Origin of the sequence: Actinomyces sp. HMSC08A09, from assembly GCF_001807465.1 — a bacterium.
GTDB lineage: Bacteria > Actinomycetota > Actinomycetes > Actinomycetales > Actinomycetaceae > Actinomyces > Actinomyces oris.
Genome location: NZ_KV789092.1, coordinates 9,797 through 10,808, shown reverse-complemented (window position 1 = coordinate 10,808; position 1,012 = coordinate 9,797). Strand labels below are relative to the sequence as shown.

Below are 1,012 nucleotides of genomic sequence, written 5' to 3'. Positions count from 1 at the left end.
TGGTGTCGTCCTTGAGACGCACGTCCAGGTAAGCGCTGGGACCGCCGTTGTCGGCTGAGGCCACGGTGATCTCAGCGGAGATGACATCAGGGCTGTTGGAGAGGTGCTTGGTGGCTGTGCTGGCGATGCGCCGGACCTTGAAGCCCTCTGGGCCGCTGTCTGGGTTGAGGGTGATGCTGACCAGGTACATCAACCCGACAACCGCCACCACCACGACGACCACCACGACCCGGATGGCCCACCACCCCGCCGACTTGCCTGACGACGGTTTCCTTCGGCCGACAGAGGCTTCGCTGCCCGAGTTGACGGCCGGGGCTTCGTCTGCGCCGACGTCTCCTCTTGGCGCTGGTATGGTCTGCTCATCCGCCATCGGTACCTTCTCCCTACTTGTCGGACGTAATTCTTCCTGATCCGCTTTGATGGTGGGGGTGTTCGTCCTGACGGCGCAGAGGTGAAGGTGGGGTTGGTGGGTTGGTTAGAGTTCGGCGACTTTGTTGAGGATGGTGGCTTCGTCTTGGCCTCTTGTGCTTTCGTGTGTGGGTGTCCAGGTGCCGTTGTTGCAGGTGAAGGTCAGCCAGTAGTCGTTGTCGGTTGAGAGGCCTTTCTGCAGCTTGCCGTTGAGCTGGAGCGTGGTCAGTCCTGCTGCTTGGCAGTCGTTGACGGTGTGGACGACGGGTACTGCTGCCTCGGGGGTGAGACCTTTCTTCTCGTCGGTGACCAGACCGGTGACGGATAGGGTGTCGCCGTCGAGGTCGATGGTGCCGGTGGGGCTGGCCTGCCTGGCGGCGGTGATGATCTGGTCAAAGGGTGGGTTGCTGAACTGACCGTCGGTGTTGCTGGTGGAGGTGACCTTCCATCCGTTCATAGTGAAGGCCTTGGAGGAGTTCTTCACGCCTGGTTGGGTCAGGGTGGTGGGGAGTACGGTGACTTCTCCGTAGTCGATCGTCAGCTCCGTGTAGGCGTTGATACTGCCGGTGAAGGACTTCGCTTCTCCGACGGGGGTGAGTGCTCG

At 61.6% G+C, this 1,012-nt stretch carries 2 pseudogenes; both read right to left on the bottom strand.

Features of this window, described 5'->3' with window-relative positions:
* A pseudogene (locus HMPREF3165_RS13645) lies at nucleotides 1–370 on the bottom strand (hypothetical protein); the annotation flags it as partial.
* 105 nt (nucleotides 371–475) lie between these two features.
* A pseudogene (locus HMPREF3165_RS13640) lies at nucleotides 476–1,012 on the bottom strand (hypothetical protein); the annotation flags it as partial.